General features: G+C 67.3%; 23 protein-coding genes. 5 read left to right on the top strand and 18 right to left on the bottom strand.

The annotated features are described in order from the left end of the window. Window positions 1-184: 184 nt before the first annotated feature. The 16 genes from BM43_RS24100 to BM43_RS24025 form a co-directional block, all read right to left on the bottom strand. The gene (locus tag BM43_RS24100; RefSeq protein WP_036048692.1) at window positions 185-1,318 is read right to left on the bottom strand and encodes an SLC13 family permease; all 1,134 of its coding nucleotides are present in this window, start codon (window positions 1,316-1,318) and stop codon (window positions 185-187) included. 7 nt (window positions 1,319-1,325) lie between these two features. Continuing rightward, window positions 1,326-2,213, bottom strand: coding sequence for a ParB/RepB/Spo0J family partition protein (locus BM43_RS24095; RefSeq protein WP_013696166.1), 888 nt, complete (start codon window positions 2,211-2,213; stop codon window positions 1,326-1,328). 38 nt (window positions 2,214-2,251) lie between these two features. Next, window positions 2,252-3,022 carry a ParA family protein gene (locus BM43_RS24090; protein ID WP_013696165.1) on the bottom strand — a complete coding sequence of 257 codons (771 nt, stop codon included), beginning with the start codon at window positions 3,020-3,022 and terminating at the stop codon, window positions 2,252-2,254. 56 nt (window positions 3,023-3,078) lie between these two features. Then, complete coding sequence (gene rsmG, locus BM43_RS24085) at window positions 3,079-3,768, bottom strand: 16S rRNA (guanine(527)-N(7))-methyltransferase RsmG (protein ID WP_036048693.1); 690 nt, start codon at window positions 3,766-3,768, stop codon at window positions 3,079-3,081. Beyond that, entirely contained in the window at window positions 3,765-5,735 is a 1,971-nt protein-coding gene (gene mnmG / locus BM43_RS24080; RefSeq protein WP_036048694.1) for a tRNA uridine-5-carboxymethylaminomethyl(34) synthesis enzyme MnmG, read from the bottom strand. The genes rsmG and mnmG overlap by 4 nt, the downstream gene beginning before the upstream one ends. A gap of 182 nt (window positions 5,736-5,917) precedes the next feature. Then, window positions 5,918-6,682, bottom strand: a complete 765-nt coding sequence (locus tag BM43_RS24075; protein WP_232484002.1) for an ABC transporter ATP-binding protein — start codon at window positions 6,680-6,682, stop codon at window positions 5,918-5,920. 11 nt (window positions 6,683-6,693) lie between these two features. Next, window positions 6,694-8,478, bottom strand: coding sequence for a branched-chain amino acid ABC transporter ATP-binding protein/permease (locus BM43_RS24070; RefSeq protein WP_042285790.1), 1,785 nt, complete (start codon window positions 8,476-8,478; stop codon window positions 6,694-6,696). Between the two features lie 4 nt (window positions 8,479-8,482). Beyond that, window positions 8,483-9,538 carry a branched-chain amino acid ABC transporter permease gene (locus tag BM43_RS24065; RefSeq protein ID WP_017917930.1) on the bottom strand — a complete coding sequence of 352 codons (1,056 nt, stop codon included), beginning with the start codon at window positions 9,536-9,538 and terminating at the stop codon, window positions 8,483-8,485. A gap of 191 nt (window positions 9,539-9,729) precedes the next feature. Then, window positions 9,730-10,887 carry an ABC transporter substrate-binding protein gene (locus BM43_RS24060; RefSeq protein ID WP_036048696.1) on the bottom strand — a complete coding sequence of 386 codons (1,158 nt, stop codon included), beginning with the start codon at window positions 10,885-10,887 and terminating at the stop codon, window positions 9,730-9,732. A 186-nt stretch (window positions 10,888-11,073) separates the two neighbouring features. After that, window positions 11,074-12,246 carry an ABC transporter substrate-binding protein gene (locus BM43_RS24055; RefSeq protein ID WP_036048697.1) on the bottom strand — a complete coding sequence of 391 codons (1,173 nt, stop codon included), beginning with the start codon at window positions 12,244-12,246 and terminating at the stop codon, window positions 11,074-11,076. Window positions 12,247-12,792: 546 nt separating this feature from the next. Then, a complete protein-coding gene (locus tag BM43_RS24050; RefSeq protein WP_036048699.1) occupies window positions 12,793-13,767 on the bottom strand; it encodes a branched-chain amino acid ABC transporter permease in 975 nt (324 codons plus the stop codon). Continuing rightward, window positions 13,767-14,651, bottom strand: coding sequence for a branched-chain amino acid ABC transporter permease (locus tag BM43_RS24045; RefSeq protein ID WP_013696156.1), 885 nt, complete (start codon window positions 14,649-14,651; stop codon window positions 13,767-13,769). The genes BM43_RS24050 and BM43_RS24045 overlap by 1 nt, the downstream gene beginning before the upstream one ends. Window positions 14,652-14,741: 90 nt before the next feature. Beyond that, on the bottom strand, window positions 14,742-15,947 hold the full coding sequence (locus BM43_RS24040; protein ID WP_013696155.1) for an ABC transporter substrate-binding protein: 1,206 nt from the start codon (window positions 15,945-15,947) through the stop codon (window positions 14,742-14,744). A gap of 125 nt (window positions 15,948-16,072) precedes the next feature. Beyond that, window positions 16,073-16,867 carry an ABC transporter ATP-binding protein gene (locus tag BM43_RS24035; protein WP_036048700.1) on the bottom strand — a complete coding sequence of 265 codons (795 nt, stop codon included), beginning with the start codon at window positions 16,865-16,867 and terminating at the stop codon, window positions 16,073-16,075. Then, a complete protein-coding gene (locus tag BM43_RS24030) occupies window positions 16,864-17,643 on the bottom strand; it encodes an ABC transporter ATP-binding protein (RefSeq protein ID WP_036048701.1) in 780 nt (259 codons plus the stop codon). The genes BM43_RS24035 and BM43_RS24030 overlap by 4 nt, the downstream gene beginning before the upstream one ends. Window positions 17,644-18,129: 486 nt before the next feature. Beyond that, complete coding sequence (locus BM43_RS24025; protein WP_036048703.1) at window positions 18,130-19,827, bottom strand: GMC family oxidoreductase; 1,698 nt, start codon at window positions 19,825-19,827, stop codon at window positions 18,130-18,132. A gap of 135 nt (window positions 19,828-19,962) precedes the next feature. Between BM43_RS24025 and BM43_RS24020 the strand changes: the two genes are divergently transcribed. Together BM43_RS24020 and BM43_RS24015 are read left to right on the top strand one after the other, a co-directional pair. Beyond that, the gene (locus BM43_RS24020; protein WP_036048705.1) at window positions 19,963-20,859 is read left to right on the top strand and encodes a LysR family transcriptional regulator; all 897 of its coding nucleotides are present in this window, start codon (window positions 19,963-19,965) and stop codon (window positions 20,857-20,859) included. Window positions 20,860-21,082: 223 nt separating this feature from the next. Further along, window positions 21,083-21,613: a class IV adenylate cyclase gene (locus BM43_RS24015; RefSeq protein WP_013696150.1), complete on the top strand. Its 531-nt coding sequence runs from the start codon at window positions 21,083-21,085 to the stop codon at window positions 21,611-21,613. Between the two features lie 76 nt (window positions 21,614-21,689). On the opposite strand, the gene BM43_RS24010 is transcribed toward BM43_RS24015, so the two are convergent. Then, on the bottom strand, window positions 21,690-22,181 hold the full coding sequence (locus tag BM43_RS24010; RefSeq protein ID WP_013696149.1) for an Lrp/AsnC family transcriptional regulator: 492 nt from the start codon (window positions 22,179-22,181) through the stop codon (window positions 21,690-21,692). Window positions 22,182-22,319: 138 nt separating this feature from the next. On the opposite strand from BM43_RS24010, the gene phhA reads away from it, so the two are divergent. Both phhA and BM43_RS24000 read left to right on the top strand, forming a co-directional pair. Then, entirely contained in the window at window positions 22,320-23,219 is a 900-nt protein-coding gene (gene phhA / locus BM43_RS24005) for a phenylalanine 4-monooxygenase (RefSeq protein ID WP_036048707.1), read from the top strand. A gap of 104 nt (window positions 23,220-23,323) precedes the next feature. Next, a complete protein-coding gene (locus BM43_RS24000; protein ID WP_255222506.1) occupies window positions 23,324-23,635 on the top strand; it encodes a 4a-hydroxytetrahydrobiopterin dehydratase in 312 nt (103 codons plus the stop codon). 369 nt (window positions 23,636-24,004) lie between these two features. Here the strand turns inward: BM43_RS24000 and BM43_RS23995 are convergent, their stop codons facing one another. Then, a complete protein-coding gene (locus BM43_RS23995) occupies window positions 24,005-24,235 on the bottom strand; it encodes a DUF3717 domain-containing protein (protein WP_013696146.1) in 231 nt (76 codons plus the stop codon). Between the two features lie 110 nt (window positions 24,236-24,345). Between BM43_RS23995 and BM43_RS23990 the strand changes: the two genes are divergently transcribed. Then, window positions 24,346-25,038: a response regulator transcription factor gene (locus BM43_RS23990; RefSeq protein ID WP_012734156.1), complete on the top strand. Its 693-nt coding sequence runs from the start codon at window positions 24,346-24,348 to the stop codon at window positions 25,036-25,038. Window positions 25,039-25,044 lie beyond the last annotated feature (6 nt).

The following is a 25,044-nucleotide window of genomic DNA, read 5'->3' as shown; positions in this document are numbered from 1 at the left end:
TGTAAGCGATACCCGCAAGCGATTCAAGGTTTTGCAGGCGACAAAAACACCACGAAATCGCGGCGAGTTGCGTGGAAAATCGCGTCAATTTCCGACGTCAGACAACAGTTGTAAGGTGCTCGGCACGCGCACCTTACAGCTTGTTTTCGTTCCGCTTCGGCAGACGAAACACCGAACGCGACAGCTAGGCGAAATGCAACCAGAGCCCGCCGATCGCGAAGGCGATCAGGCCGAAGGGTATGCACACCAGATGGAACGGCCCCCAGAGGCCCGGCGTCTTCGCCAGGCGCACCGCGATCAGGTTCGCCAGCGAGCCGACCGCGAAACCGAAACCGCCCACGCTGACGCCGAAGGCGAGCGCGCGCCAATCACCGCCGAACTCGGAAAGCAGGATCGCCGCCGGCACGTTGCTGATGCCCTGCGACAGCACCGCGCCCGCCGTATAAAGGCGCAGCGGCGCGTCCAGGCCGAGCCCGGCCACCGTGTCGTGCACCACCGGCAAGGCCGCCGCGCTGCGCAGCACGATGAACATCAGCACGAAAATCAGCAGCAGCAGCCAGTCGATGCGCAGCACCGCGTCGCGCCGGATCGCCAGCAGCAGCACCGCCACCGCGATCACGCCCGGCACCGCGTAGTGCGCGTCGGCGGCCAGCACGAAGCCCGCGAACAGCACCGCCGCGGTGATCGCGAGCGGCCGGCGCACCGCGTGCGCCTCGGTGTCGCCCGAAAAATCGAGCGGTTTTGAACGGAACATGCAAGCTGCCAGCAAGAGCAGCATCAGCATCGTGATCAGCGCGAGCGGTCCCAGTTCGAGCACGAAGCGACCAAATGACGCACCACTGCGCTGCCAGAGAAACAGGTTCTGGGGATTGCCGAGCGGCGTGGCGATCGAGCCGGCGTTGACGGCGATCGCCAGGCAGATCACCAGCCGCTTGAATGGCAGGGGCGTGAGTCGTTGCAGGGACACCACCAGCGGCACCGCCACGAACAGGGCAACGTCGTTGGTGAGCCAGGTGGCGAGCACGGCCGCGAACACGATCAGCAGCATCGCCAGCGAGCGCTCGCTGCGCACGTGATGCACGATGCGATGCGCGAGCCACATCAGGAAGCCCGACAACTCAAGCGCCTTGGTCACCATCAGCAGGCCGGCCAGCGTGGCGACGGTCTGCCAGTCGACCAGCCGCGCGAGCGCGAGTGCCGGTTGCGGCCGCGCGACCTGCAGCACCACCAGGGCAAGGACGAGGATCGACAGCACCGGCTCGTTCGCGACGAAGGCGAACCAGCGGCGCGGGGCAAGCCACCCGCGAACTTCGCTCATCGGCGCCTCAGGCTGCGATATTGCCGCGCAGGCGCAGGAGGATGCCCTCGAGCGCATCGAGATCGCCGAAGTCGATCGTCAATTGCCCGCGGCCGCGGCGGCCGAGCTTGATCTTCACGTTCGAGGCCAGCATGTCGGACAGCTCCTCCTCGAGGCGCCGCGTGTCGCGCCCGCCGTCGTCCTTGGCCTTGGCCTTCAGGGCGGGCGCTTCCTTGGTGGTCTGCGCGACCAGCTTCTCGGTCTCGCGCACCGACAGGCGGCGATTCACCACCTGGTGAGCCAGCGTGATCTGGGTGGCCGCATCGACGGCCAGCAGCGCGCGCGCGTGGCCCATGTCGAGATCGCCGGCCAGCAGCATGGTCTGCACCGGCGCGGCCAGGTTCAGCAGGCGCAGCAGGTTCGACACGGCGCTGCGCGAGCGCCCCACCGCCTCGGCGGCCTGCTCGTGCGTGAAGCTGAATTCGTCGAGCAGGCGCTGGATGCCATGCGCCTCCTCGAGCGGGTTGAGATCCTCGCGCTGGATGTTCTCGATCAGCGCCATCGCGGCGGCGGCCTGGTCGGTCACCTCCTTGATCAGCACCGGCACCTCGGCGAGCCCGGCCAGGCGGGCGGCCCGGAAGCGGCGTTCGCCGGCGATGATCTCGAAGCGTTCGGCGCCGATCGGGCGCACCAGGATCGGCTGCATCACACCCTGCGCACGAATGCTGGCCGCGAGCTCCTGCAGCGCGCCCTCGTCCATGCGCGTGCGCGGCTGGTACTTGCCGGCCTGCAGCTTGTCGAGCGACAGCGTGTTCAGCGCGCCCTCGATCTTCACCGATTCGGTGATGTCGGCGCTGCCGCCGAGCAGGGCTTCGAGCCCGCGTCCCAGACCTTTCTTCTTCGCTACCGCATTCATCGCATTTCCCTCGTTTGCTGGTCCGTTGGCACGACGCGTCAAAGCGCCCTCACCCGCTCGATCATTTCCGCGCCGAACTGCAGGTACGCCTGCGCGCCGCGCGAGGCGCGGTCGAACACCACGCCCGGCAGCCCGTAGCTGGGCGCCTCGGCAAGCCGCACATTGCGCGGAATCACGACATCGAACACCTTGTCGCCGAAGTGCGCCTTCAACTGGTCGGACACCTGCTGCTGCAGCGTGATGCGCGGATCGAACATCACGCGCAGCAAGCCGATCACCTTCAGGTCGCGATTCAGGTTCGCGTGGATCTGCTTGATGGTGTTGACCAGGTCGGACAGCCCTTCCAGCGCGAAGTACTCGCACTGCATCGGGATCACCACGCCGTGCGCCGAGCACAGCCCGTTCAGCGTCAGCAGCGACAGCGCAGGCGGGCAGTCGATCAGCACGAAGTCGTATTGATCGGCGACCTTCTCGAGCGCGGCCTTCAGCTGGCGCTCGCGATTCTCGACGCCGACCAGCTCGATCTCCGCGCCCGCCAGTTCGCGATTCGCCGGCAGCACGTCGTAGTCGAGCGACTCGGGGCGCACGCGCGCCTGCTCGATGCTCACGCCATCGACCAGCACCTCGTAGACGGTCGACTCGCAGGCCGCCTTGTCGATGCCGCTGCCCATGGTGGCATTGCCCTGCGGGTCCAGATCGATCAGCAATACGCGCTGCTGCTGGGCAGCGAGACTCGCGGCGAGATTGACTGTCGTCGTCGTCTTGCCGACGCCCCCCTTCTGGTTGGCCACGCAGAAGATTTTTGCCATCGTTGGTTCGTCCCTCTTTTCTAAGACATCGGGCGCGGATTCACCGCGCCCCAATTTCATTGTGCTTCGTCAACGCCGACTTCGATCAGGTGCCGTTCCGCGTCGAGCGCGGGCACCGCGAGCCGAATCGTCCGGCGCACTTGCGAGCCTGCCGGCAGGCGCGAGATTTCGTCTTCGGGCAACACGCCCTTCATCGCCCAGATCGCCCCGCCCGGCGCCACCAGATGCCGCGCGAGCACCACGAAGTCCGACAGATCCGCGAAGGCGCGCGAGACGATCGCGTCGAACTGACCCGGTACTTCGTGACCAGGGCGCAGCGATTCCACGCGGCCGGTGACGACCGACAGATTGGCCAGCTTCAGTTCGGCCTTCGCCTGGGTCTGGAATGCGGACTTCTTGTGGACGATATCGTTGAGCGTGACCTGCCAATGCGGGAACACAATCGCCAGCACGATGCCGGGCAGGCCGCCGCCCGAACCGACATCGAGCGCCGTCTTCACATCGAGCTCGCGCAGATGCGGGACGATCGACAGCGAATCGAGGATGTGCTGGATCAGCATCTGCCGCGGGTCCCGAATCGCAGTCAGGTTGTAGACCGCATTCCACTTGCCAAGCAGCGCCACGTAGTCGAGCAGCGTGTCGACCTGCGCCTGTTCGAGTTCGATGCCGAGCGAATCGAGTCCCTGGCTCAGCAGATCATGCAGCGCCTCGCGGGACGAGCCCGCCACCGGTTGCAGCGCCGTCATTGCTGGGTCGGGACGTTGCTGCCCCCTGCTTCGCCCGCGCCGCTCGCGCTCGACGCGCCGCGACGGCCCAGGCCGCGCTTCAGGTGCACCATCAGCAGCGAGATCGCCGCCGGCGTGATGCCCGAGATCCGTGACGCCTGGCCGATCGTTTCGGGACGATGCTGGTTCAGCTTTTGACGTGCCTCGAAGGACAGGCCACGCACTTCGGCGTAGTCGATGCCTTCCGGCAGACGGGTATTTTCATGCGCGCCGTTGCGCTCGATCTCGCCGGCCTGGCGCTCGATGTACCCCTGGTACTTGATGCCGATCTCGATCTGTTCCTCGATCTGCGCCAACAGCACCGGATCCTCGGCGAGCGGCTCTGCCGGCCCGCACTCTCCCCCGCGCAGACCGCAGACACCGGCATAACTCACGCCGGGGCGACGCAGCAGCTCGGCCAGGCTGTATTCGTGATCGATCGCCTTGCCGAGCAGCGCCGCCGCTTCCTCGGCCGGCAGCGTCTTCGGCGTCACCCAGGTTGAACGCAGACGTTCGGTTTCACGTGAAACAGCATCGCGCTTGCGCGAGAACGCATCCCAGCGTGCGTCGTCGACCACGCCCAGTTCACGACCGATTTCGGTCAGGCGCATATCGGCATTGTCTTCACGCAGGCTCAGGCGATACTCGGCGCGGCTGGTGAACATCCGATAAGGCTCGGACACACCACGCGTAACCAGGTCGTCGACCAGCACGCCCAGATAGGCCTCGTCGCGACGCGGGCACCAGGCATCCTTCTCCTGGGCATAACGGCCGGCATTGATCCCGGCCAGCAGCCCTTGCGCGGCTGCCTCTTCATAACCCGTCGTGCCATTGATCTGGCCCGCGAAGAACAGGCCTTCGATTGCCTTGGTTTCCAGCGAAGCCTTCAGGCCGCGCGGATCGAAGTAATCGTATTCGATCGCATAACCGGGACGCAGGATGTGCGCATGTTCGAGGCCGCGCATCGAATGCACCAGATCGAGCTGCACGTCGAACGGCAGGCTGGTCGAGATCCCATTCGGGTAGAACTCGTTGGTGGTCAGCCCTTCCGGTTCGAGGAAGATCTGGTGCGAGTCCTTCGAGGCAAAGCGGTGGATCTTGTCCTCGATCGACGGGCAATAACGCGGGCCGACGCCCTCGATCACGCCGGTGTACATCGGCGAGCGATCGAGGCCGCTGCGGATGATGTCATGCGTGCGCTCATTGGTATGCGTGACCCAGCACGGCATCTGGCGCGGGTGCATCTCGACGCGGCCCAGGAACGAGAACACCGGCACCGGATCGAGGTCGCCCGGCTGCTCTTCGAGCTTCGAGAAGTCGATCGAGCGGCCATCGATACGCGGCGGCGTACCGGTCTTGAGCCGGCCTTGCGGCAGCTTCAGTTCCTTGAGGCGCGAGGAAAGCGAGACGGCGGCAGGATCCCCTGCCCGACCGCCCGTGTGATTATTGAGACCGACGTGGATCTTGCCGTCGAGGAAGGTGCCGGCGGTCAGCACCACGGCGCGCGCCCGGAAGCGAATGCCGATCTGCGTCACCGCGCCAACCACGCGCTCACCTTCGACGATCAGGTCGTCGACGGCTTGCTGGAACAACCAGAGATTCGGCTGATTCTCGAGACGGCTGCGGATCGCCTGCTTGTAGAGCAGACGGTCGGCCTGGGCTCGCGTGGCGCGCACGGCCGGGCCCTTGGACGAATTCAGGATCCGGAACTGGATGCCGGCTTCGTCGGTGGCAATCGCCATGGCGCCGCCGAGCGCATCGACTTCCTTGACCAAGTGGCCCTTGCCGATCCCGCCAATCGACGGGTTGCAGCTCATCTGGCCGAGCGTTTCGATATTGTGGGTCAGCAGCAGCGTTTTCACGCCCATGCGTGCGGCAGCCAAAGCGGCTTCCGTACCGGCGTGACCGCCGCCGACGACGATCACGTCAAATTCAGTGGGATAAAGCATTGCGGATTTCGCGTCAGAACGTACGCGAACCTGAGAGAGAAGTATGGGGCGAATTATAGCGGGTTCGCTTTTGGCCCGAATATCGACCGAACAGCCGATCAACAAAAACGGCGTGTTTCACGTGAAACACGCCGCATTTTCCCAACACCTCCGGCGCTTCCAAGCGCCCTGCTCGCTCGATTTCAGCCTGACTTCCGAGCCAGCCCAAGATAGCTGTCGATCACGCGAGGGTTCTGCGCCAGCTCCGCTGCCGGTCCATCGAGCACGAATTCACCAGTTTCGAGGACATAGGCGTAATCGGAGATCTGCAAGGCCGCGCGTGCATTCTGCTCGATCAATAGCGTGGCCACGCCGGTTCCCCGCAGCGCGCTGATGATATGGAAGATCTCCTTGACGATCAGGGGCGCGAGCCCAAGGCTGGGCTCATCGAGCATCAGCAGGTCGGGTTTGCCCATCAGCGCGCGACCGACCGCGAGCATCTGGCGCTCCCCGCCAGACAGCGTGCCGGCCGCCTGCTTGCGGCGCTCCTTCAACCGCGGGAACAGCGTGAACACCGGGTCGAGCTGGTCGAGATAGCGCGCCTCGCCAGCCTGCTTGCGACGATAGGCGCCCAGCACCAGGTTGTCCTCGACCGACATCGTCCCGAACAGCTCACGCTTCTCCGGCACCAGGCACATGCCGCGCGCCACGCGCAACTCGACCGGCAAGGCGCCGACCGCCTCACCCCGATAACGCACCATCCCGCTCGCCCGCCCCGCTACCGGCAGCGCACCCATGATCGCGTTCAGCAGCGTGGACTTGCCGGCGCCATTCGGCCCGATCACGCTGACGATCTGCCCCGGCGCAACGCGGATCGCCGCGCCGTGCAGCGCCTCGACCTTGCCGTAACGCACCGACAAGCCATCGACTTCGAGAATCGGCGCCGCGGCCGGCACTTTCGCTTGCATCGCTTCCATCATCACTCCACCCCGCCGAGATAGGCTTCGAGCACCGCCGGATCCTGCCTCACCTCCTCGGGCAAGCCCTCGGCGATGCGCGTGCCGAACTCCATCACCACCAGCCGATCGGTCAGGTTCATCACGAAGTCCATGTCGTGTTCGACCAGCAGCACGCTGATCCCCTCGTCGCGCAGCTTGCGCAGCAATCCGGCCAGTTGCTGCTTCTCCAGGTAGCGCAGCCCGGCCGCCGGCTCGTCCAGCAACAGCAGCGTCGGATCGCAGCACAAGGCCCGCGCGATCTCGACGATCCGTTGCTGGCCCAGCGCCAGGCTGCCCGCTTCCTCATGCATTTGCGCCTCCAGCCCGACCCGGCGAATCTGTGCCGCCGCCTCGGCCAGCAGTCGCCCTTCCTCTCGCGCATTGAGCCGCGCGACACTGCGCCAGATGCCGGTCGAGCCGCGCAGATGCGCGCCCAGCGCGACGTTCTCGAGCACCGTCATGCCCGGCAGCAGCTTCACATGCTGGAAAGTCCGGCCGATCCCGCGCCGCACGATTTCACGTGAAACAAACCCGTCGATGCGCTCGCCGCGGAAGCGGATCGAGCCGCCATTCGCGCGCAGCACGCCTGTCACCAGGTTGAAGGTGGTCGACTTGCCGGCGCCGTTCGGGCCGATCAGGCCAACGATCTGGCCCGCTTTGACCTCGAAGCTGACGTCGTTGACGGCCACCAGCCCACCGAAAGTCTTGCGGACCTGCTCCACCACCAGCAGCGCTTCGCCAGCCGCGGGTCGCTCGCGCCGCGGCAGCGGGTCGGCGTGATCCGGCACCGCCAGCCGCGGGCCGCGCGGAAAACGCCTGGCGAGGAACGGCCAGACGCCATCGCGCGCGGTCTGCAGCAGCACCACCATCACCACGCCGAACACGATGATTTCGAAGTTGCCGTCCTGCCCGAGCAGACGCGGCAGCAGCGATTGCAGCCAGTCCTGCAGCACGGTGAGGATCGCGGCGCCGAGCACGGCCCCCCAGACATGCGCCACGCCGCCTACCACGGCCATGAACAGGAACTCGATGCCGTGATTGAGCCCGAACGGCGTGGGATTCACGGCGCGCTGCAGGTGCGCGTAGAGGAATCCTGAAACGGAAGCCAGCACGGCCGCGTAGACGAAGATCAGCACGCGCATCCAGGCCGTATTGACGCCCATCGCCTCGGCCATCACGCCGCCGCCGCGCAGCGCGCGGATCGCGCGGCCGGGCCGGCTGTTCAGCAGATTGCGCACCGAGACGATGGCCGCGATCACCACCAGCCAGATCAGGTAATAGAGACTGCGGCCGGTATCGAGCGTGATGCCGAACACGCGCAGCGCCGGGATGCCGTTGATGCCGTCGTACTTGCCGAGCAGATCGAGATTGCCGAACAGGTAGAACAGCGCGAGCCCCCAGGCGATCGTGCCGAGCGGCAGGAAGTGGCCCGACAGGCGCATGGTCACGGCGCCGAGCACCAGCGCCACCACGGCCGTGACGATCACGCCGGCGATCAGGCCGAGCCAGGGCGACAGGCCGTAGCCGGTGCTCAGCAGCGCGGTGGCGTAGGCGCCGATGCCGACGAAGGCGGCCTGGCCGAAGCTCGTCATGCCGCCCACGCCGGTGAGCAGCACCAACCCGATCGCGACGATCGAATACAGGCCGATGTAGTTCAGCAGCGTCACCCAGTACTCGGGGATGCGCAGCACGCCGGGCAGCACCGGCAGCGCGAACAGCACGATCGCGAAGGCCCAGAACAGGCGGTTGTGGAACAGGGCTCTCATCGCCTCAAGCCTCCTCTTCGTCGTGCCGTGGGCTGGCCAGGCTGCGCCAGAGCAGCACCGGGATGATCAGCGTGAAGACGATCACCTCCTTGTAGGCGCTGGCCCAGAACGAGGAATACGATTCGAGCAGGCCGACCAGCAGGGCGCCGGCCGCCGCCAGCGGATAGCTCACCAGCCCGCCCAGGATCGCGCCGACGAAACCCTTCAGGCCGATCAGGAAACCCGAGTCGTAGTAGATCGTCGTCAGCGGCCCCACCAGCACGCCCGACAGCACGCCGAGCGCGGCCGACAAGGTGAAGGCCAGGCGCCCCGCCTGGCTGGTGCCGATGCCCACCAACTGCGCGCCGAGCCGGTTCACCGAGGTTGCGCGCAGCGCCTTGCCGGCGATCGTGCGGCCGAAATACAGCGCGAGCGCCGCGATCATCACCAGCGCCGTGATCACCACCACCACGCTCTGCACCGACACCGACTGCGCGCCGATCGCGAGCTGCGCGTCGGAAAACGGCGTGGTGCGCGAGCCCTCCGCACCGAACATCACCAGGCCGAGCCCGACCATCGCGAAGTGCACGGCCACCGAGACGATCAGCAGCACCAGGGTGCTGGCCTCGGCGATCGGCTGGTAGGCCAGGCGGTAGATGAAGCGCCCCATCGGCACCACGATCGCCAGCGTCAGGGCGATCTGCGCGAGCATCGGCAGGGCCAGCGCGGCGACGGCATGCGCCAGCGCGAACAGCGCCAGCGGCAGCAGCACGCAGCGCCCCGCCAGCGTGGAGAGCGTGCGGCCGAGCTGGTGGCGCCGCTCGCGATGCCGGATCAGCACGGCGACCTCGAGCACGAAGCAGGCGATGCCGAGCACCACCAGCAGCCAGCAGGTGGCCGGAAACTTCTGCGTCTGCAGGGCCGCGAGCGTGAGCGCGCCATAGGCGACGAACTCGCCTTGCGGGATGAAGATCACGCGCGTGACGGAGAACACCAGCACCAGGGCCAGCGCGAGCAGCGCGTAGATCGCGCCGGTCGTGATGCCGTCCTGCGCGAGGATCAGCGCAATCGAAAGGTCCATACGGTCGGTTTCAGGTTGGATCGGAAATCGGGAACGAGATGGGCGGCATGGCCAAGGCCGCCGCCGTTATCGAGTCGGGAACAGGAGCAAGGACGGGGCCACGGGCCGCCCCGCCCCTCACGTGTTTCCACGTGAAACTCAACGGCGCGGCCCCCTCGCTTATTCCATCGGCGCGGCACACGGATGCGGCCTCAATCGGCCTGCAGCTTCCACTTGCCGTCGACGATCTGCACCATCACGCGGGCGCGCGAATCGAAGCCGTTGTGATCGGCGGGCGTGGTGTTGAACACGCCATGCGAGGCCGGCACGTTGCGCAGGTTCTCGAGCGCCGTGCGCAGGGCTTCGCGGAAGGCCGGCGTGCCCGGCCTGGCCGTCTTCAGCGCCTCGGGAATCGCCCGCTGCAGCATCTGCCCGGCGTCCCACATATGGCCGCCGAAGGTCGATAGCGAGCCGGCGCCGTAAGCGCCCTCGTAGGTCGCCTTGTAGGCCAGCGCCGGGATCTTGACCGGGTTCGAATCGGGCAACTGCTCGGCCACCAGCATCGGGCCGGCCGGCAGCAGTTCGCCGTCGCAGTCCTTGCCGCAGACACGCAGGAAGTCGTTGTTGGCGACGCCGTGCGTCTGGTAGACCTTGCCCGCGTAACCGCGCTCCTTGAGCGTCTTCGCCGGCAGCGCGGCCGGCGTGCCGGCGCCGGCGATCAGCACCGCGTCGGGCCGGGTGGCCAGCAGCTTGAGCACCTGCCCCGTCACCGAGGTGTCGTTGCGCGCGTAGCGCTCGCTGGCCACCAGCTTCAGGCCGTTCGCGGCCGCCGCCGCCGTGAACACGTTCGACCAGCCGTCGCCGTAAGCATCGGCGAAGCCGATGAAGCCCACCGTCTTCACCCCGTGCGCGGCCATGTAGCCGGCGATCGCGTCGGCCATCAGCCGATCGTTCTGCGGCGTCTTGAACACCCAGGCGCGCTTCGCGTCCATCGGCGCGATGATCTGCGCGCTGGCCGCCAGCGAGATCATCGGCGTGCGGCCTTGCGCGGCCACGTCGATCATCGCCAGCGAGTTCGGCGTGATGGTCGAGCCGACGATCGCATCGACATGCTCCTCGTCGATCAGCTTGCGCGCGTTCTGCACCGCGCGGCTGCTGTCCGAGGCGTCGTCGAGCACCAGGTAGCTGACCGCTTGCCCGCCGATCGTCTTCGGCAGCAGCGCCACCGTGTTCTTCTCCGGAATCCCGAGCGAGGCGCCCGGCCCGGTGGCCGATACCGTCACCCCGATCCTCACCTGCGCGAACGCGGCCGTCACGCCGCAAACCAGCCCCAGCGCGAGCGCCGCCCGCGTCCATGTCCCGATCTTCATGTCCTGCCTCCACGCTACCCGCTTCACCTTGTTGTCTTCGTCGCCGACAGCGTGCCGGGCCAGTCTCCACCCTGCCCCGCCGGCGCCCCTCCATCCGCGCTCGCCAACTGGTTGCGCGGACAACAAAAAAGGGCGCGTCCCGAAGCACGCGCCCTGTTTCGATGATTTGCCCTTGCCTCGCTCCGGCTAGTTCCGCACGAGCTTCCAGCGCCCGCCGACGATCTCGACCATCACGCGTGCCCGCGCATCGAGCCCGTTGTGATCGGTCGCCGTCAGGTTGAACACGCCATGCGCGCCGGGCAGCTTTTGTACCTGTTCGAGCGCGCCGCGCAAGGCCGTGCGGAAAGCCGGCGTGCCGGGCTGGCCGGCCTTCAGCGCGAGCGGAATCGCCTCGCGCAGCAGCAGGCCCGCATCCCAGGCATGGCCGCCGAAGGTCGACACCGAGCCGGCGCCATAGGCGCGCTCGTAGGCGCTCTGGTAGGCCAGCGCGGAGGCCTTCACGGGGTTCGTATCGGGCAGCTGCGCGGCCACCAGGATCGGCCCGGCAGGCAGGTAGGTACCCTCGCAATCGGCCCCGCACACGCGCAGGAAATCGTTGTTGGCGACGCCGTGCGTCTGGTAGATCGCGCCGCGATAACCGCGCGACTTCAGCGTGCTCTGCGGCAGCGCGGCCGGCGTGCCGGCGCCCGCGATCAGCACCGCGTCGGGCCGGGCGGCCATCACCTTGAGCACCTGCCCCGTCACCGAGGTATCGCTGCGCGCGTAGCGCTCGCTGGCCACCACCTGCAGCTTGCGCGCGGCGGCGGCCTGGCCGAAGGTCTTGAACCAGCTCTCGCCATAGGCGTCGGCGAAACCGATCAAGCCCACCGTCCTGAGCCCGCGCCGCGCCATGTGCTCGGCGATCGCGTCGGCCATCAACTGGTCGTTCTGCGGCGTCTTGAACACCCAGGCACGCTTGGCGTCCATCGGCTCGACGATCGAGGCCGCCGCGGCCAGCGAGATCATCGGCGTGCCGGTCTGCGCGGCGATATCGATCATCGCCAGCGAGTTCGGCACCACGCTCGAGCCGATCACGGCATCGACCTTGTCCTCGCTCGCCAGCTTGCGGAAGTTCTTCACGGCCTGGGTCGGATCGGTGGCGTCGTCGAGCACGATGTAGTCGATCTTCTGGCCGCCGGCTTCCCTGGGCAGCAGCGCGATGCTGTTCTTCTCGGGAATGCCGAGCGAGGCCGCCGGGCCCGTGGCCGATACCGTCACGCCGATCCGCACGTCGGCCCGCGCATCCCGCTGCGCCAGCGTCCCGACAAGGATAAGGGCAAGGGCCGTGCCGATCGCGACCCGCCGCCTGACTCCATTCATGCCGTGATTCTCCAAGAGAACAAGATCGGGGCCGGCTTCGCTCGGGCCGCTTTTCCCGACCGATTGGTCGGGGAAAGCCGAGTGTAGCGAGGGCGCACGCACGCCACAAACCGGGTTAGCCCGTAGGCCAAGTGCAAGCTGGGACAGGACGCGAGGCATGGCTCGCGGCGCGAGTGGACCCGCTCGAGACGACAGACGGCAAGCCGGGGCGAAGCGCAAATGGAAGGGATGATCGGGCGAACCCGCCGCACGAAGGTGCAATGAAAAAGCGCTGTTGGATTCCGTCCAACAGCGCTTTGGGGCCGGGCACTTTGTGCCTCGATTGTCTCCTCGTTCTCCACCTGCAAATTCGTTTCGCGGTGCATCAGAACTGGAACGAAGATTAAACAAGCCCCGAATATGGAGCAACCTAGCATTTACCCCTATGGTGCATCGCCGCACGGAAATTGGGCACGATTCCCGGTGAGGAGGCAGCGATTTGAGCGGCGTTGGCGCGCTTTTCGCGCAGCTTGCCGCCCGCGCCATGTCGCGTTTTGCCGCTGCGCATCACGAGGCCCGCAAGGGTTTCACGCGCGCCACGATCTCGCCGACGATGCCGCGTCGGAACGCCAGCACGCAGGCGATGAAGATGATGCCGGTGACGATCGAGGTCGACTCGCCGAGCGAGCGGAACCACTCGACGCCGGTCAGCGAGGCCAGCGCGCTGCCGATGTCGCCGAGCCGCTCCTCCAGCGCCACGATCAGCGCCGCGCCGAGCAGCGGGCCGAACAGCGTGCCCATGCCGCCCACCAGGGTCATCAGGATCACCAGGCCCGACATGGTCCAGTAGGCGTCACCCAGCGTTTCGAAGCCGAGCACCACCACCTTCAGCGAGCCGGCCAGGCCCGCCAGCGCCGCCGACAGCACGAAGGCCAGCAGCTTGAAGCGGTCGGTGTCGTAGCCCAGCGAGATCGCGCGCGGCTCGTTCTCCTTGATCGCGACCAGCACCTGCCCGAAGGGCGAATGGACGATGCGCACGATCAGCATCGCGGCCAGCGCCACCACCACCAGGATCACGTAGTAGAGCGCGAGGTCCGAGGACAGGTCGAGCAGGCCGAACAGCCGGCCGCGCGGCACGCCCTGCAAGCCGTCCTCGCCGTGCGTGAAGGGCGCCTGCAGGTAGACGAAGTACAGCATCTGCGCGAAGGCCAGCGTGATCATCGCGAAGTAGATGCCCTGCCGGCGGATCGCGAACAGGCCCACCACCAGCCCCACCACGGTGGCCGCCGCGGTGCCGGCCAGCACGCCCAGCTCGGGCGTGGCGCCGAGCGTCTGGATCGTGTAGCCGCTCAGGTAGCCGGCGGTGGCGAGGAACATCGCATGGCCGAAGGACAGCAGGCCCGTGTAGCCGATCAGCAGGTTGAAGGCCGCCGCGAACAGCGCGAAGCACATCACCTTCATCACGAACAGCGGATAGGCGCCGGCCAGCGGCGCCAGCGCGAGGCCGGCCAGCAGCAGGGCGTAGAGCACTTTTCTGGGCATCATCTTTCCTTGCCGAACAGGCCGGCCGGGCGCACCAGCAGCACCAGGGCCATGATCACGAACACCACGGTGGCCGAGGCCTCGGGATAGAACACGCGCGTGAAGCCCTCGATCACGCCGAGCAGCAGGCCGGTGAGGATCGAGCCGAGGATCGAGCCCATCCCGCCGATCACCACCACCGCGAACACGGTGATGATCATCGGCTGCCCCATCAGCGGCGAGACCTGGATCACCGGCGCGGCCAGCACGCCGGCAAAGGCCGCCAGCGCCACGCCGAAGCCGTAGGTGAGCGTGATCATGAGCGGCACGTTCACGCCGAAGGCCTCGACCAGCTTCGGGTTCTCGGTGCCGGCGCGCAGGTAGGCGCCCAGCCGCGTCTTCTCGATCACGAACCAGGTGGCCAGGCACACCGTCAGCGAGGCCACCACCACCCAGGCGCGATAGTTCGGCAGGTACATGAAGCCGAGGTCGGTGGCGCCGGACAGCAGCGCGGGCACGTCGTAGGGCTGGCCCGAGGCGCCGTAGATCGAGCGGAACACGCCCTCGATCACCAGCGTGATGCCGAAGGTCAGCAGCAGCCCGTAGAGATGGTCGAGCCGGTAGAGCCAGCGCAGCATGCTGCGCTCGATCAGGATCCCGAACAGACCGGTGACGAGCGGCGCGAGCACCAGCATCGCCCAATACGGCAGCGAGAAGTAGTTCAGGCCCATCCACGCCAGCATCGCGCCGAGCATGAACAGCGCGCCGTGCGCGAAGTTGATCACGTTGAGCAGCCCGAAGATCACCGCGAGCCCGAGGCTCAGGATCGCGTAGAACGAGCCGTTGACGAGGCCGAGCAGCAACTGGCTCAGCATCGCCGACAACGGAATGCCAAAGATGTTCATCGAAACTGCCGTCCGTAAGAGAGGCAGGCAGGGCGCGGCGCCCGGCTCGTTCGCCAACCCGGCGCCGCGCCCTGCCCTGACACGAAGTCCTTACTTCCAGAGCGCGCAGCGCGACTCCTGCTTGGTCCCGAAGGCCTGCTCGCCGGGAATGGTCGCGAGGATCTTGTAGTAATCCCAAGGTTCCTTCGATTCCGACGGCTTCTTCACCTCCATCAGGTACATGTCGTGGATCATGCTGCCGTCCGCGCGCACGTAGCCCTTGGCGTAGAAGTCGTCGATCTTCTGCTTCTTCAACTGCGCCATTACCTTGTCGGCATCGGTCGAGCCGACCGCCTGCACCGCCTTCAGGTAGGTGGTCACCGAGGAATAATCGGCCGCCTGCAGGCTGGAAGGCATCTTCTTGGTCTTGGCGAAGTAGCGCTGCGCCCACTGACGCGAGGCCGCGTCGCGGTTCCAGTACCAGCTGTCGGTCAGCACCAGCCCCTGGGTGGTTTCCAGGCCCAGGCTGTGGATGTCGTCGATGAACACCAGCAACGCGGCCAGCTTCATGCTCTTGGTGATGCCGAATTCCTTGGCCGCCTTGATCGAGTTGACGGTGTCGCCGCCGGCGTTCGCCAGGCCCAGGATCTGCGCCTTGGAAGCCTGCGCCTGCAGCAGGAAGGAGGAGAAGTCCGAGGCCGACAGCGGATGGCGCACCGCGCCCAGCACCTGCCCGCCGTTGGCCTTCACCACGTCCGAGGTGTTCTTCTCGAGCGCCTTGCCGAAGGCGTAGTCGGCGGTCAGGAAGAACCAGGTCTTGCCGCCCTGCTTGGTGACCGCCGAGCCGGTGCCCTTGGCCAGCGCCATGGTGTCGTAGGCGTAGTGGACCGTGTAGGGCGTGCACTGCTCGTTGGTGAGCGTGTCGGCGCCGGCGCCGATGTTGATGTAGACGCGCTTCTTCTCGCCCGCCACCTGGTTCATCGCCAGCGCGGTGGCCGAGTTGGTGCCGCCCACCAGCAGGTCGAGCCCCTCGCGGTCCATCCACTCGCGCGCCTTCGAGGCGGCGATGTCGGCCTTGTTCTGGTGGTCCGCGTAGACGAGCTCGATCGGCTTGCCGTTCACCTTGCCGCCGAAGTCGGCGATCGCCATGCGGATCGCCTCCAGCCCGCCCTGCCCGTCGATGTCGGCATACAGGCCCGACAGGTCGGTGATGAAGCCGATCTTCACCGAATCGGCCGCGGCATGGGCGGTGCCGGCGGTGGCAGCCACCGCCAGCGTGGCAGACAGGCACGCGCGCGCGAGGGTCTTCAGTTTCATTGACGTCTCCTGGTGATGCGTTGTGGTTGTAGGTCGGGCAATCGCGGCCACCGCGAGCGCGGCTCGAGGCCGGGCGCCGGCCCGTGCGGCGCATACGACAGGCAGACGGCGCGAGCTGCTCGGCCTCAGACGCCGAGCAGCTCGTGCAGCACGCTCATCTTGCCCTGCAGCTGCGCCGCGTCGAAGTGCTCGACGATGCGCCCATGCTCCATCACGTAGAAACGGTCGGCCAGCGGCGCGGCGAAACGGAAGTTCTGCTCGACCATCACGATCGTGTAGCCGCGCGCCTTCAGCGCCAGGATCATGCGCGCCAGCGTCTGCACGATCACCGGCGCGAGGCCCTCGGAAATCTCGTCGAGCAGCAGCAGGTTGGCGCCGGTGCGCAAGATCCGCGCCACCGCCAGCATCTGCTGCTCGCCGCCCGACAGGCGCGTGCCCTGGCTGTGCCGGCGCGTGGCGAGGTTCGGAAACAGCGCGTAGATCTCGTCCAGGGGCATGGCGTGCTCGCGCGGGCCCACCGCGGGCGGCAGCAGCAGGTTCTCCTCGCAGGACAGGCTGGCGAAGATGCCGCGTTCCTCGGGGCAGTAGCCCACGCCGCGATGCGCGATGCGATGCGTGGCCAGCTCGATGGTCTCGGCACCGGCGACGCGGATCGAGCCGCGCCGCCGCCCGGTCAGGCCCATGATCGCGCGCAGCGTGGTGGTGCGGCCCGCGCCGTTGCGCCCGAGCAGGGTGACCACCTCGCCGCGCGCCACGCTCAGGTCCACGCCGTGCAGGATGTGCGATTCGCCGTACCAGGCCTCGAGATCGCGGATCTCCAGCGCGGGCACCTCGGCATGCGCCGCCGCATCGAGCGCGGCCGCCGTCGCGCCCTGCAGCACGCGACCCAGTTCCGGTTCCATGCGCGGGCCCTGGCTCATCCGTGCGCTCCCGTCAGGCTCGTGTCCGCGCTGCCCATGTAGGCCTCGATCACCAGCGTGTTCTTCGATACTTCGGCATACGTACCTTCGGCCAGCACCTCGCCGCGCTGCAGGACGGTGATGGTGTCGGAGATGCCGGCGATCACGTTCATGTTGTGCTCGACCATCAGGATGGTGCGGCCGCTGGAGACCTTCTTGATCAGCGCCGTGACGCGGTCGACGTCCTCGTGGCCCATGCCCTGGGTCGGCTCGTCGAGCAGCATCAGCTCGGGCTCCATCGCCAGGGTGGTGGCGATCTCCAGCGCGCGCTTGCGGCCATAGGCGAGCTCGACGGTCGGCACATGGGCGAAGTCGGTCAGGCCGACCTCGGTGAGCAGGTCCATGGCGCGATCGTCGAGGCGGCGCAGGCTGCGTTCGCTGCGCCAGAAATGGAACTCGGTGCCGAGCTGCCGCTGCAGGCCCACGCGCACGTTCTGCAGCGCGGTGAGATGCGGGAACACCGCCGAGATCTGGAACGAGCGGATGATGCCGCGCCGCGCCACCTGCGAGGGGCGCTCGCGCGTGATGTCGATGCCGTTGTAGACGATCTGCCCGGCGCTGGGCTTGAGGAACTTGGTGAGCAGGTTGAAGCAGGTGGTCTTGCCGGCGCCGTTCGGGCCGATCAGCGCATGGATCGAGCCGCGCCGCACGCGCAGGTTCACGCCGCCGACGGCGGTGAAGCCGCGGAATTCCTTCGTGAGCCCGCGCGTCTCGAGTATGGTGTCGCCGAGAATCATGTCCGCTTCCGTCCGATATGACGCGAAACACCGCAACATCTCGCGCGAGCGGCCGCTGCGTCCTCGTGCTGCGAGGCCAGCCCCCGGGCTCGATGCGGGCATGCCGCCACGCCGAGGACCGAGGTCGAACGCGTGGCGGTGCTGCATGCCTGCTGCGCGCCATTGTCGCCTTGTTGGTGCGGTGCATTCATCGGGATTTGCACTGAGGCGCCGCCTCGCGCAAGCGCCGGTCCCGCGCGATGGCGCGTCGCGGCAACGCGCGCGGCGACGCGCCGGCGAAAACGCGCAATGAAGCGCGTGTGGCAATCGCGTGACTGCAGGGAAACCTCGATTGCCGCGCGGATTGTGGCGGGCTACCAGCCGCGCGGCGCGAGGGCATGCATGACACGTCGCGATAAGCCACGACAAGCCGCAACGGCTTGCCAGCCGGCTACCGGTTCGGCTTGCTTCGCCAGGCCCCGGGCGGCCCGGCTTCGGCACCTCGATTCAAGCCGCCGCGGTATCGGCCCTCGACTTCACCGCATTCGCCACCGCGCCGCCTTCGCGCGCGCCACGACGATCGGCGCGGATCATCTCGCTGGCGCGCTCGGCGATCATCAGCGTCGGCGAGTTAGTATTGCCCGAGGTGATGGTCGGCATCACCGAGGCATCCACCACGCGCAGCCCCTCGATGCCGCGCACGCGCAGGCGGCTGTCGACCACCGCGGCCGGATCGTCGGCGCGTCCCATGCGGCAGGTGCCGACCGGATGGAAGATGGTGGTGCCCACCGCGCCGGCCGCCTCCACCAGCTCGGCCTCGCTCTGGTAGCGCGTGCCCGGCAGCACCTCCTCGGGGCGATAGCGCGCCAGCGCCGGCGCCGCCGCGATGCGGCGCGTCAGGCGCAGCGCGTTCACGGCCACGCGCCGATCCGCTTCGGTCGACAGGTAGTTCGGCGCGATGCGCGGCGCCGCGAACGGATCGGGCGAGTCGACATGGATGCTGCCGCGCGAGCTCGGACGCAGGTTGCAGACCGAGGCGGTGAAGGCATCGTGGCGATGCAGCGGCTCGCCGAAGCGATCGAGCGAGAGCGGCTGCACGTGATACTCGAGATCGGGCCGCGTGATCGCGGCGTCGGCGGGATCGGAGCGGGTGAACACGCCGAGCTGCGAGGGCGCCATCGCCATCGGCCCGCTCTGCCGCAGCAGGTATTCGGCGCCGATCGCCAGCTTGCCCCACCAATGCGCCGACAAGGTGTTGAGCGTGCGCACGCCGGCCACGCGATAGGCCATGCGCAATTGCAGATGGTCCTGCAGGTTCTCGCCCACGCCGGGCAGGTCGCGCCGCACCGCGATGCCGAGCGCGCCCAGCCGCCGGCCGTCGCCGATGCCCGAGCGTTCGAGCAGGGCCGGCGAATTGACGGCGCCCGAGGCCAGGATCACCTCGCCGCGCGCGCGGGCCACGAAGTCCTGGCCGCCGCCGCGATACTCGACGCCGCTGCAGCGCGCGCCCTCGAACACCAGCCGCTCGGCCTGCGCGCCGGTGATGATGCTCAGGTTCGGGCGCAACATGGCCGGGCGCAGGAAGGCCTTCGAGGCGTTCCAGCGCACGCCGCGCTTCTGGTTCACGTCGAAATAGCCGACCCCGTCGTTGTCGCCGCGATTGAAATCGTCGGTGGCGGGAATGCCGGTCTGCTGCGCGGCCTGCGAGAAGGCCTCCAGGATTTCCCAATGCAGCCTCTGCTTCTCGACCCGCCACGGGCCGCCCGCGCCATGCGCCTCGTCGGCGCCGCCATGGTGATCCTCGCTGCGCCTGAACACCGGCAGCACCGCGTCCCAGGCCCAGCCCGAGTCGCCGGTCAGTTGCGCCCAGCCGTCGTAATCCTCGCGCTGGCCGCGCATGTAGATCATGCCGTTGATCGACGAGCAGCCGCCCAGCACGCGCCCGCGCGGATAGGACAGCGCGCGGCCGTTCAGCGCCGCCTCGGGCTCGGTCTTGTAGAGCCAGTCGGTGCGCGGGTTGCCGATGCAGTAGAGATAACCGACGGGGATGTGGATCCAGTGGTAGTCGTCCTTGCCGCCGGCCTCCAGCAGCAGGACCGAGACATCCGGATCCTCGCTGAGGCGATTGGCGAGCACGCAACCGGCCGTGCCGGCACCGACGATCACATAGTCGAATTCACCCTCGAGCGTGCGCTGGGAAGTCACGATGCGTCTCCTTGGTTTGTTCTGGCGGCGGCTGGCTTCGGGCGCGCCGCGATGGATCGAAGCGTACTCGCGCGGCGCCCCCGGCATCCAATGAGTTATGCTGAACAGCTTCATAAGCCGCGCTAATATCGCTCGATGGACCTGATCCTGCTCCGCGCGTTCGCGACGGTGGCCCGCGAAGGCAACCTGACGCGCGCCGCCGCCCGCCTGTGCCTGACGCAGCCGGCCGTCAGCCTGCAGATCAAGCATCTGCAGCAGACGCTCGGCGTGGTGCTGTTCTCGCGCACCTCGCGCGGGCTGGTGCTCACGCGCGACGGTCAGGCCCTGCTGCCGCATGCCGAGCGCGCCTTGGCGGCCGCCGCCGAGGTGCAGCGCGCGGCCAGCGCCTTGCGCCAGGAAGTGCGCGGGCGCCTGCGCATCGGCACCGTGCTCGATCCCGAATTCCTGCGGCTCGGCGGCTTCCTGCGCCAACTGGTCGAAACCCATCCGCAGATCGAGACCGAGCTGCGTCACGGCATGTCGGGCTGGGTCCGCGACGCGGTCCAGGCGCGCGAGCTCGACGTCGGTTATTCGATCGGCCGGCCCGACGACGATGCCGGCGACGCCGCCCTGTTCCACACCCTCACGCTGAGGCGCTACCACTACCGCGTGCTGGCGCCGGCCGGCTGGAAAGAGCGCGTGCGGCGCGCTCGCGACTGGCGCGCGCTGGCCGCCCTGCCGTGGATCTGGACGCCGCCCTCCTCGGCCCATCATCGGCTGCTCTCGCGCCTGTTCGGCGAGGCCGGCGTGCAGCCGGTGAAGGTGGCCGAGGTCGACCAGGAGCCTTCGATGCTGGATCTGGTGAAGTCCGGCGTCGGCCTCACCCTGGTGCGCGACTCGATCGCCCTGCGCGAGGCGCATGCGCATGCGCTGGTGATCGTCGAGGCGGTGACGGTGCCCGCCGAGCTGACCTTCCTCACGCTGGCCGAGCGCCGCGAAGAGCCCGCCATCGCGGCGGCCTTGCGGCTGGTCGAGCAGCAATGGGCGAGCTGAGGCGCAGCCCTCTTCACCTCGCATCGCCTATCCACGTTGGCCGCACTTATCCACGGTTTTGCGTTCGCGCCAGGGTGAGTCGGGCGTTTCGTTACCGCTCACCTTGCGCCGAAATCGACAGTGAGCGGCACGCGCCTCATTACGTCACGCCACGGTCGCGGACTTTTTGCTAGATTGATCCCCCACCCAAGGCGATTCGATCGCCCAGACCGAGGAGAACTGCATGGCACGCAACATCGAGATCAAGGCTCGCGCCCGCGACTTTGACAGCCTGCGCGAAAAGGCAGCATCGCTCGCGACCGACGAACCGCTGTTCTACCGTCAGCAGGACTTCTTCTACGACGTGCCGCGCGGCCGGCTCAAGCTGCGCCGCTTCGACGACAACACGCCGGCCGAGCTGATCTTCTACCAGCGCGACGATCGCGACGGCCCGAAGGCCTCGTACTACACGCGCAGCCCCGTCACCAATCCCGAGGCGATGCACTCGCTGCTGGCCACCGCGCTGACCACGCGCGGCATCGTCACCAAGGAACGCCACGTCTACCTGGCGGGCCGCACGCGCATCCACCTGGACCGCGTCGATGGCCTGGGCGACTTCGTCGAGCTGGAAGTGGTGCTGGCCGAAGACGACGACGAGAGCGGCGGCGAGACCGAGGCGCATGAAGTGTTCGCCAAGCTCGGCGTGTCGAGCGACGACCTGGTGGCGGTCGCCTACGTCGACTTGCTCGCCGCGCAGGAACCGAGCGCCGCCTGACGGCGCCGCGCGCGGGGCCTGGCCGTCCCGCGCGAAACGAAGCGGCGACGCCGCGTAATGAAGCGGCGACGCCGCCTCAGGCCGGCGCCGCGCCCGGCTCCAGGTGCGACAGCGGCAGCGGCCCGTTGCGCTTGAAGGTGGTCAGCACGATATTCGAGCGCACGCTGTCCACGCCGGGCACCCGCATCAGCTTCTTCATCACGAAGGTCGACAGCGCGTTGAGGTCCGGCGCCACGATGCGCAGCAGGTAGTCGGCATCGCCCACCACCGCATGGCATTCGAGCACCTCGGCCAGCACGTCGATCTGCTGCTGGAACTGCTCGATGATCGAATCGCCATGGTGCTTGAGCTTCAGGCTCGTGAAGGCAGTCACGCCCAGCCCGAGCCGCTCGGGCCGCAGCACCACGCGATAGCCGTCGATCACGCCGGCCGATTCGAGCCGCTGCAGGCGCCGGCCGATCTGCGAGGGCGAGAGCGGCACCTGCTCGCCGAGTTGCTGATGCGTGGCGCGTCCGAAGCGCTGCAGCACGTCGAGCAGGGCCAGGTCGAAATGATCGAGTTCCAGCATGAAGATTCTCCGCGTCAAATATCTATTTGGTGCGCGATTATCGCATCATCGATCGGTTTCACGTCGAGATTGCGCCCTTCCCGCGCGCCGGCCGCTCTACACTGGCATCTCGTTCCACCACTCGCCAGCGAGCCAGTCATGTCCACCGTCGTCACCGCGAAACTGCAGGAGCAGTTCGACGCGGGCCTCGAAACCCGCGCCGATTTCACCATCGACCAGCCGCTCGAGCGTTACGGCCGGGTCGATCACGCGGTGTGGGCGCAGCTCTATGCGCGGCAGACGGCGCTGCTGGAAGGGCGCGCCGCCGATGCCTTCGTGGCAGGCATGAAGCGGCTCACGCTGCCGGCCGATCGCGTGCCCTCGTTCGAGGAGGTGAACCGGCAGCTCGAGCCCGCCACCGGCTGGAAGATCGTCGCGGTGCCGGGCCTGGTGCCCGGCGACGTGTTCTTCGCCCACCTGGCCGAACGGCGCTTCCCGGTGACCTGGTGGATGCGCCGCCCGGACCAGCTCGACTACCTGCAGGAACCCGACTGCTTCCACGACCTGTTCGGCCACGTGCCGCTGCTGATCGACCCGGTGTTCGCCGACTACATGCACGCCTACGGCCGGGCCGCGCTGGCGGTTGCCGACGATCCCTTCGCGCTCTCGCTGCTGGGTCGGCTCTACTGGTACACGGTCGAGTTCGGGCTGATCCGCAGCCGGCACGATCGCGACACGCTGCAGATCTACGGCGCGGGCATCGTGTCGAGCCGCGGCGAGTCGGTCTACAGCCTGGAGAGCGAGGCGCCCAACCGGATCGGCTTCGAGCTCGACCGGGTGATGCGCACCGCCTATCGCATCGACACCTTCCAGAAGACCTATTTCGTGATCGACGACTTCGAGCAATTGTTTGCCCTGCTGAAGGTCGACGCGAGGGCGCTGGCCAGGCGCCTGGCCGGCATGAGCGAGTATCCGGCCGGCGCGGTGCTCGACGGGGATCGGGTGATCCATCGCGGCACCGGCGAGGGCTGGGCGCAGGACCAGGACGCCACGCACTGAGCAGCGATCGTGCCCCGATCAAGCGGCGGTACGTACAAGTATGAAAGAATGTCCGGATCGGCGCGCCTCCACGAGACCGGCGCGCCTTATTCGGAGACGAGGCCATCAAGATGATCCACAAGCTCACATCGGAAGAACGCAAGACGCAGCTCGAGACGCTGCCACACTGGTCGGCCGTGCCCGGCCGCGATGCGATCGAGCGCAGCCTGCGTTTCGCCGACTTCAACGCCGCGTTCGGCTTCATGACGCGCGTCGCCATCAAGGCGCAGGAAATGAACCACCATCCCGAGTGGTTCAATGTCTACAACCGTGTCGACATCACCCTCTCGACGCATGACGCGAACGGCCTGACCGAACGCGACATCGCGCTGGCGCGCTTCATCGACGAAGCGGGCCGCGAGGCCCAGCTCGGCTGATCCTCCCCGGGCGCCGCGCATCACCTTCCCGCGCGGTGCCCTTCCCCACCTGCTTCCCGAACCGCCGCTGCGATCGCAGCACATCTCTCGCCCTTCCCTATTTCGAACCATTACCGAAGCGCGGATGGGGTCGATACGGCGAAACCGACAAACCGCCGACGAAGTGCCGACGTAGGACCAACGCTCGCCTGACGAAACCGCCATCGCCGCAGGCCGCGCGAATCACGGCTGTCAGCGCGCGCCACGCCGCTGCCGCCGATTCTTCATGGCTTCGCCACAAAAGCACCGCGTAAAACAAAACGCGCGTCAACGGTTCACCGTCAACGCGCGTTCCTTTGAGAACGGAAAGCTGTGAAAAGGTGCGAGCCTTCAGCTTTCCAAGCCGTTCATAAGGCGCACGTAAGACTCCCAGGCACGACGCGCAATGGGGTCCAAACCTTCCAGTTTCAGTGCGCTTTGCCGCTGTACAATCAGCAACGCATACGGCTTGGAAAGCGCGCTCGCTTCTTCGCACAGTCTGAGTTCGTCGCCGCTGGACGGCGAACGGGCGCGCCAGAAATTGATCGCGGCTTCGAGTTCGTGGATCGAGATGTCGGACATATAGTTGGAATTTCGTTCGCTAGCCGCCTTGCCTGTCGTCGGCCACGCGACATGCTGTTGGAAACGGCGTCGTGCTGTCCCAGCCAACCCATTGTACTTGAGCGAATCTCATGCGACTCCTCCTCATCGAAGACGACCGCCCCATCGCACGCGGCATCCAGAGCAGCCTCGAACAAGCCGGCTTCACCGTCGACATGGTTCATGACGGCATTTTCGCCGAGCAGGCGCTCGCGCAGAATCGCCATGAACTGGTGATCCTCGACCTGGGCCTGCCCGGCATCGACGGCATGACCCTGCTGTCGCGCTTCCGTCAGACCAATCGCCATACGCCGGTGATCGTGCTGACCGCGCGCGACGAACTGAACGACCGCGTGCAGGGCCTCAATTCCGGCGCCGACGACTACATGCTCAAGCCCTTCGAACCGGCCGAGCTGGAAGCGCGGATCCGCGCCGTGATGCGCCGCAGCGGCCCGCATAGCGACATGCCGCGTCCGGAAGTCTCGCTCGGCGGCGTGCGCCTGTCGGGCGTCGATCGCCGCATCTTCAACGACGACAAGCCGCTCGAGCTGTCGCCGCGCGAATTCGCGGTGCTCGAGATGCTGCTGCTGCGCCACGGCCGCGTGGTCAGCAAGGCCCAGTTGCAGGATCACCTGACCCACTTCGGTGGCGATCTCGGCGATACCGCGATCGAAGTCTATGTGCACCGCGTGCGCAAGAAGCTCGAGCAATGCCGTGTCGAGATCGTCACGGTGCGCGGCTTCGGCTACCTGCTGCAGGAAATCCGCCAGCCGGCCAGCGTCTGAGGCCGC

Origin of the sequence: Burkholderia gladioli, from assembly GCF_000959725.1 — a bacterium.
GTDB lineage: Bacteria > Pseudomonadota > Gammaproteobacteria > Burkholderiales > Burkholderiaceae > Burkholderia > Burkholderia gladioli.
Note: the sequence above shows the minus strand (reverse complement) of the source record. Positions and strands in the feature narration are given on the sequence as shown.